The organism is Streptomyces sp. NPDC012825, from assembly GCF_042900925.1.
Taxonomy (GTDB): domain Bacteria; phylum Actinomycetota; class Actinomycetes; order Streptomycetales; family Streptomycetaceae; genus Streptomyces.
The window spans coordinates 17,785-23,582 of record NZ_JBIBBZ010000035.1 but is presented as its reverse complement, the minus strand read 5'-3'; the positions used below and the strand labels follow the sequence as shown (position 1 = coordinate 23,582).

6 protein-coding genes and 1 pseudogene are annotated in these 5,798 nt (G+C 70.3%); 5 read left to right on the top strand and 2 right to left on the bottom strand.

Going from position 1 to position 5,798, the window contains the following annotated elements; translation table 11 throughout:
- Nucleotides 1-305: pseudogene (locus tag ACFY7E_RS32345) on the top strand (transposase); the annotation flags it as partial.
- A 61-nt stretch (nucleotides 306-366) separates the two neighbouring features.
- On the opposite strand, the gene ACFY7E_RS32340 reads toward ACFY7E_RS32345, so the two are convergent.
- Nucleotides 367-942 carry an HD family hydrolase gene (locus ACFY7E_RS32340; protein ID WP_389491291.1) on the bottom strand — a complete coding sequence of 192 codons (576 nt, stop codon included), beginning with the start codon at nucleotides 940-942 and terminating at the stop codon, nucleotides 367-369.
- Between the two features lie 13 nt (nucleotides 943-955).
- Nucleotides 956-2,074: a helix-turn-helix domain-containing protein gene (locus ACFY7E_RS32335; RefSeq protein WP_389491289.1), complete on the bottom strand. Its 1,119-nt coding sequence runs from the start codon at nucleotides 2,072-2,074 to the stop codon at nucleotides 956-958.
- 261 nt (nucleotides 2,075-2,335) lie between these two features.
- On the opposite strand from ACFY7E_RS32335, the gene ACFY7E_RS32330 reads away from it, so the two are divergent.
- The 4 genes from ACFY7E_RS32330 to ACFY7E_RS32315 all read left to right on the top strand — a co-directional run bounded on the left by ACFY7E_RS32330 (nucleotide 2,336) and on the right by ACFY7E_RS32315 (nucleotide 5,390).
- Nucleotides 2,336-2,695, top strand: coding sequence for a DUF6415 family natural product biosynthesis protein (locus tag ACFY7E_RS32330; protein WP_389491287.1), 360 nt, complete (start codon nucleotides 2,336-2,338; stop codon nucleotides 2,693-2,695).
- 780 nt (nucleotides 2,696-3,475) lie between these two features.
- Nucleotides 3,476-4,639 carry a relaxase domain-containing protein gene (locus ACFY7E_RS32325; protein ID WP_389491285.1) on the top strand — a complete coding sequence of 388 codons (1,164 nt, stop codon included), beginning with the start codon at nucleotides 3,476-3,478 and terminating at the stop codon, nucleotides 4,637-4,639.
- On the top strand, nucleotides 4,600-5,037 hold the full coding sequence (locus ACFY7E_RS32320; protein ID WP_389491284.1) for a hypothetical protein: 438 nt from the start codon (nucleotides 4,600-4,602) through the stop codon (nucleotides 5,035-5,037). Before ACFY7E_RS32325 ends, ACFY7E_RS32320 begins: the two co-directional genes overlap by 40 nt.
- Nucleotides 5,038-5,210: 173 nt before the next feature.
- Nucleotides 5,211-5,390, top strand: a complete 180-nt coding sequence (locus tag ACFY7E_RS32315; protein WP_389491282.1) for a hypothetical protein — start codon at nucleotides 5,211-5,213, stop codon at nucleotides 5,388-5,390.
- Nucleotides 5,391-5,798: the final 408 nt, after the last annotated feature.

The window sequence follows — 5,798 nt, the reverse complement described above, 5'->3', positions numbered from 1 at the left end:
GGACCACGTCCTGGGCGACAAGGGCTACAGTTCCCGTAAGATACGCGCCTACCTGCGTAAACGCGGGATCGGCCACACCATCCCCGAACGCCGCGGCCAGCGGGCCCACCGCTCCCGACGCGACCGCGCTGGAGGCAGACCATGCGCCTTCGACAAGCAGCTCTACAAGAAGCGCAACGTCGTCGAACGCTGCTTCAACCGCCTCAAGCAGTACCGCGCCATCGCCACCCGCTACGACAAAACCCGAGAGTCCTACCAGACGGCCGTCCATCGCCTCCCTCCTCCTCTGGCTCCGACCCATTTGAAGACACTGCCTAGAACTGAAGCCTTCGGGTGGAGGTGGTGCTTCGTTATGTCTGGTGTGGGTCAGCTCTCGCCGAGGGTCGACCGGAGCCAGTCCAGCGGATCGTGCGATAGGAGCTCTTCCGCCAGTCGCTGGCCGGTCGCCGTGGTGAGTCGCTTCATGCTGTTGTCGATCCACCGCTGGGCACTCTGGTAACCCTGGGCGCGGTACTCCAGGCCCTGGAGCATGCATTCCAGCTTGTCAGCATCTCGGGCGCAGATGGCCTCGGGCGACTCCTTGTCCTCGTACTCGCCGACCAGCTCGCGCACCGCCGACGCGAGGACCTCGGGCATCCCGGCCGTCTGGTCGGCTGTCACTTTCCTCGGGTCCGCGCTGTCGGCGTACTTCTTGCCCAGGTGGTTGACATCCCCCGTGCGCGTCTCCTGGGTGTCATGCCATACCGCCAGCAGGGCCGCACGCGCCGGGTCCGCCCCTTCGAGTCTGGCGATCACCGACGCGATGAGCGAGGTACGCCAGGAGTGCTCGGCCACGCTTTCGGGGTCCCGGACGCCGGCCATCCACCACCCGGTGCGGCGGGACGCCTTCAGGGTGCCCGCCTCATACAGGAAGTGAGCCACTGCGGACAGGTCGTCTGCCACCGTCCGTCTCCTCTCACGCCTCGGCGAGGCGGATCGCGTACCGAATACCTTCGAGCTCGCGGCGTGCCCGCCGCGACAGCTCTCGGCTATCCAACATCACGGGGAGCCGTTGGCGCAGGACGGTGCCCGCTTCGGTCGATGCCCGCAGCAGCGCGGGCCGGACGGCCAGGAGCGCCCAGAGGCTGTGGACGTTCAGGTCGAAGAAGCCGTGGTTCGGGGTGAGCCCGCGGACCAAGTGGTCGAGCAGCTTGGGACCGCCCCAGGCGCCGGACGGGGCGGAGGTGATGAAGTCGTCCGAGAGCTGGGGATGCGGCGTCTCGCCGATCCAGTAGGCCCAGTAGGCCAGGTTCGCGCCCTCGCCGGCGTCACCCCCGTCGAGGGTGGTGTCGATGAAGTGGTCCATCCTGTCGCGGTCGCCCTGGCGGGCGGCGACGGCGGCCACGGACCGGGCGGTGAGCCAGCGGGTGAGCCAGTCGGCGGGCCGTGCGTCGCCCTGGTGAGCGGCCAGCCAGTCCGTGGTGTCTGGTGCGTCGTCGTACCCCGCGAGATAGAGGGACTGCCGACGGAGAAGGAAGAGCCCGGGGGCCCGGGCATGGTCGACCGTCTCGCGCATCCGGGAGAAGAACCGGGTCCGGTCGCCCGGGGCGAGCTCCGGGCGGTCAGGTACGGGTCCTCGACTGGCGCGGCGCGGCGCGGGCAGGTTGCGTAGAGGGGTGGGGGCCACGCCGTCTAGCGGCCAGGTGAGCACCTCCACCAGGTCGCGTTGCATAACCCACGCGCCGAGCGGGTGCGCCTCATGGGGCATGCCGTCGTCGAGGGCCCCGGTGAGAAGTACGTCCGCCTCTAGGGCGCGTTCGAGGGCTAGGAGGAGGGCAGGTGAGGCACCAAGCCTCATGAGCCGGTGACGGTGGACCAGCATCTGCCCGACATGCACGGAGGTAAGCGCGCGACGTCCGGACTCCCACCCCGCGATCGTGTCGGCCGATACGCGGAGCTCCTCGGCGATCGACTCCTGACTGTGGCCTATCTGCTCACGGATTATCCGGAAGGTGTAGCCGGAGATAACCCCGCCCCGTGCCCGGGACGCCCCTTCCTGACTGCCGGTCAGGGTTTTCTGCTGCTGCCTGGCCATGGCGTCCCCTCTGCCTACCGACAGTGTCTGCCTACCCGTACCCGTGGTCACTTCAGGCGGTGCCCTGCTGCTCCTACCTTCAGGAACACAGCAGATCGGGCAACTCCCCAGCGTAATAGGAAGGGCGTCCCTGTGAATGCAGTCCAGCCCCCACGCACGTCTGAGGCGCCACTCGGTCCGGGTACGCTCGCCGCGGCCGAGGCGGCACTCGGCGCAATTTTGCTCCTCCAGGCCGCCACGGCCATCGAGGAGCACGTCGAGTTGGCGACCCTCAGTCTCATCCGCCAGGCCCTTGCCATACGGCAGAACCCCGGCCTCCAGGAGCTCGCCCTCCTCACCGACGCGCTCCTGACGCACTGCGCGAGCCTTGCCGCCGACGTGAAGGCCATCCCCATAGAGCAGCGCTCGACGCGCGGCGCAGGCGCACTCATGGACTGGGCCAAGCTCCAGGCGGACGGCCCCGCCGACGGTCCTCTCGGCTCCTGGTCGTACGCCCCACAGCTCGCCCTAGTTGCCCGCAACCTGCTCCGGGCGATCTGTGACCACCGCAGTGCCACCCTGGAGCGGGCAGCGTACGTCGGCCGGCCGAGCCTGCCGCCGCTGGCGCCGGGCTCGCGGTGAAGGAGTGGCAGCGGCAGGCGCTTTACTGCCTGACCATCCTCGGGCTCCTCGCCGCCATCGCCTACGGCACCACCCACTGATCCCCCGCCCTGCCGTGCGCGAGGCGGGCTCCCGTCCCCCATTCGAGTGAGGACGGGCGTTCCACGCACCACGCACCACGGCTCAGGCGCCACGGTGAAGTACGCCCCTTCCGAGGAGACCACATGACGCTCAAGCCGCCGTCCTGCCCCCAGTGCCCTGACAAGCCGATGCTCTGGAAAGACACCACCCGCATGCGTTCGGACACACCGGACTCGTGGTCGTGGTACTGCACCGGCTGCCAGGGGAGCTGGAGGCCCAGCGCAGAGCATGTGGAGGTATACCCCTATGGGACACCAGCAGGATCACCGGATTCCGTGCGGGCGGCAGGTGCCCGCGCCGCTGCCGGGTAACCCGTCCAACACCCAGACGTGCTCGGGGACGAAGAGCGTTATCTACGAGTACGACGACAATGGCAACTGCATCTCGCAGGCCGCGTGGCCGTGCAACGCGTGTGGCAACGGCTGACCAGTCTGCCGGAGACTGCCCCGGCCGGACCCGTCTCCGGCCGGGGCTACGGCATGAGGTCGTCGAGTGGCACGTCTAGGACGTACGCGATCCGGGCCAAGGCGGTGAACCTCGGGTTTCCGCAGCCAGCCTTCAATGTCCTGGAGCGTCGACCGGTCGACCCGGGCGGCGAGGTAGACCCGCTCCTGGGTGAGGTTCTGGTGGAGTCGGGCTCCTATCGCCCGGAGGCACTCGATGACCCATGAGTCGTCGTCAGGCAGTTCTCGCACCCAGTCAACGGTTGACCGGGTGCAATCGCTTATCGGTTGGCCTGCTCCCCGCGCCCGGCGGGGATGGACTCAGTCCTACCGCGCGGCCCGGGTTGCCCCGCCCGTTTCGGCCTATACGCCTGCCCGGGGCCTGCGGCCGGACGGGAAGTGGGGTGCGGTGCACTCCACGGCGCTGCTGGAGAACGTGGTCGCGGCCTCTTCTCTCTACAACGAGCTCGTCATGGTCGAGGTGTGCGAGGCGCTGGACGTGGCGTCCGAGCCGCGCACCGTCAGCACGGGACGGCGGCCGGTGACGGAGGTGGCGGGGGTGCCGCACGAGCTGATTGGCTGGATGTCGAAGCGCGGCCAGGAGATCGACCTGTGCCGCAGCGAGCTGGAGCACGAGTACGTCACCGCCGTCGACGAGGACGGCAACCTCAAGTTCGCACCCGTCGTTTCCGAGGAGGCCCGCACGAAGCTCAACCGGATCGCGGCCAGGAAGACCCGCCCGCCGAAGCCGAAGGCCCGCTCCCTCGCGCAGCTGCGCGCCGCCTGGAAGGCGAGCGCGAAGGAGTTCCTCGGGGAGGCCGCCGATCTCGTCGACAGCCTGCTGGAGCGGGCCCGGGCCGCGGCTGCCGTGATCCGCGTCCGTGTCGCCGAGACCCTGGACGTTGCTCTCGCCGCCCTGGGCGTCTCGGCGATGGTGTTCGTGATGAGCAGCAACGATCTCTTCCACCGCCGCCACCTGCCCGCCGAGACCCGCCGGTTCCTCGCCCTGGTCCAGCGCGGCCACCGCCGCGAACCCGGCCTGGACGAGATGATCGTGGACACGGCGATCGCGACGTACTGCCTGGACGTCACCGAGCCGAAAACCACTCGCGGGCTCTTGGCGGACTACCGCCTCTACACCATCCACTGGGCCCGCCCCGACCCGGCCCGCAGCCGCCGGCGCGCACCGGAAGCGGCTCCCGGCGCCGACCACCGGCCCCCGGCCGGGCTCACCGCTCCGAACGTCCCGGCCCACCGGGGAAGCCGGGGGAGTGGGACATCCCCCGCGACGCTCCGGTCCTGCCAGTGGAGCTGGGGGAGTGGGAGATCCCGCGCGTCCCGTTGCGCTATGACCGCGCGGTCATCGCCTCCATCGCCCTGACCAACCAGTTGCGTGCAGCGCGCGGCGCGGGACGCGCCCGGTACTACGAGGGCGTCGTCGCGCACCAGCAGGCCGCGATGCCCGAACAGCTCCTCCCTTTCCCTATCGTCGACGTCGACGCCGACGCCGAGGAGTCAGAGGGGGAGCCGGCGAACTATATGGAGAGGCTGCGGGCGCTGCGGAAGGAGCGCGCCAAGACGGGCGGACAGGACCTGACCGCCGAGCAGATCAGCAGCATCCAGATCCGCATCGAGGAGATGAAGAAGCGAGGCGAGGCGCTCCGAGAGCGCTACGAACCCCGCCCCGAAGCTTCCACTCCCCGACCGGTCCTCGAGGACCAGGAGCGCGGGCAGCGTCCCGGGAAGCCCGGCACCGGACACGGAGGGGCGAGCCGCTGAGTGGACTCCACTCTCCACGGGTGAGTTCCACTCCGTGGAGAGTGGAGCCCACCGAGTGGAGCCCCACCTTTTCGTACTCCGGTCCGCTGGGTGGGCCGGGGGCCGAAGTCGCGGTCGCACCGGCTGGGACGCGGCCGGCGGCCGCGCCCTGGCGGTGGGGGAGGGAGACGAGGGTGGGAGGAGCCGGTCACCGATGTACGGAGGTCTTCGTCGTGGTCCACCCGATCCCGGATCTCACACCTGAGTACATGGAGCGCCTGGAGCAGCTCGCCGACGCGGTCCGGCTGCGGGCGGTGCTGTATGCGGCGCCCGCCGTGCCTGCGCCGGTGCGGGGGCGCCGGACGCGGCAGTAGCCCGGGGGCCGGCCGAATCCGTCGACGGCCGTACGCTCCCGCCGACGCTGACCCCGCCCCTCCACCCGGCCCGGTGGTGCACCCGGGAGCGTGCCGCAGCGCCGCCACCGAGTGGAAGTGAACTCCACCGTCCCTGGGACAAACAGTGCGGTCAAGGAGTGGTCAAGGGGTAAAACGGACATCACCGTTCACGGTCTCCACCCCCGGGGCGGGCCTGTCGAGTGGAGCCCATCCGGTGGATTGCACCGGATGGACCGCGACTTCCACCGAGGTGGCCGCTACGGAAGTGGGGGGGGCCCCGGGGGGGGGGGGGGGCCCCCCCCGGCCCCCGGCCCCCCCCGGGGGGGGGGGCCGCCGCCCCGCCGACAACACCCCCCGGGGGCGCCCCCCCCCCCCCCCCCCGCCGGG

Excerpts from the sequence above, each read along its gene's own strand:
- ACFY7E_RS32335 (WP_389491289.1), bottom strand. The coding sequence starts at position 2,074 with ATGGCCAGGCAGCAGCAGAAAACCCTGACCGGCAGTCAGGAAGGGGCG.
- ACFY7E_RS32325 (WP_389491285.1), top strand. The coding sequence starts at position 3,476 with ATGACCCATGAGTCGTCGTCAGGCAGTTCTCGCACCCAGTCAACGGTT.